The following is a 966-nucleotide window of genomic DNA, read 5'->3' as shown; positions in this document are numbered from 1 at the left end:
ATCGTGGTCACCGACCTGGCCGCCTCGCGCGCGTTCTACGTGGACCTGCTGGGCCTGCACGTGACCGAAGAGGACGAGAACGCGATCTACCTGCGCAGTTTCGAGGAGTTCATCCACCACAACCTGGTGCTGCGCAAGGGCCCGATCGCCGCCGTCGCCGCCTTCGCCTACCGGGTCCGCACCCCCGAGGACGTGGACGCGGCCGAGGCCTACTACCAGGAGCTGGGCTGCCGCACCGAGCGCCGCCGGGACGGGTTCGTCAAGGGCATCGGCGACTCGGTGCGCGTGGAGGATCCGCTGGGCTTCCCCTACGAGTTCTTCTACGAGGTCGACCACGTCGAGCGCCTGCACATGCGCTACGACCTCTACTCCGCCGGCGAACTGGTCCGCCTGGACCACTTCAACCAGGTCACCCCGGACGTCCCGCGCGGGCGCAAGTACCTCGAGGACCTGGGCTTCCGCGTCTCCGAGGACATCAAGGACTCCGAGGGCGTCACCTACGCGGCCTGGATGCACCGCAAGCAGACCGTGCACGACACCGCCCTGACCGGCGGCAACGGACCGCGCATGCACCACGTGGCCTTCTCCACCCACGAGAAGCACAACATCATCCAGATCTGCGACAAGATGGGCGCGCTGCGCATGTCCGACCGGATCGAGCGCGGCCCCGGCCGGCACGGGGTCTCCAACGCCTTCTACCTCTACATCCTGGACCCGGACGGGCACCGCGTGGAGATCTACACCCAGGACTACTACACCGGGGACCCGGACAACCCCACCATCACCTGGGACGTGCACGACAACCAGCGCCGCGACTGGTGGGGCAACCCGGTGGTCCCGTCCTGGTACACCGAGGCCTCCCTGGTCCTGGACCTGGACGGGAACCCGCAGCCGATCATCGAGCGCACCGACGCGTCCGAACTGGAAGTGACCATCGGCGCCGACGGCTTCTCCTACACCCGCCCC

At 68.0% G+C, this 966-nt stretch carries 1 protein-coding gene; it reads left to right on the top strand.

Annotated features, from left to right (window positions below):
* Positions 1 to 966: 3,4-dihydroxyphenylacetate 2,3-dioxygenase (gene hpaD, locus ABD912_RS23410; RefSeq protein ID WP_345154880.1), on the top strand; the 966-nt coding region annotated here is incomplete at both ends.

This window comes from Arthrobacter ginkgonis (genome assembly GCF_039540195.1).
Lineage (GTDB): Bacteria > Actinomycetota > Actinomycetes > Actinomycetales > Micrococcaceae > Zafaria > Zafaria ginkgonis.
The sequence above is the reverse complement of the archived record's forward strand: the minus strand, read 5'-3'. Positions and strand labels throughout refer to the sequence as shown.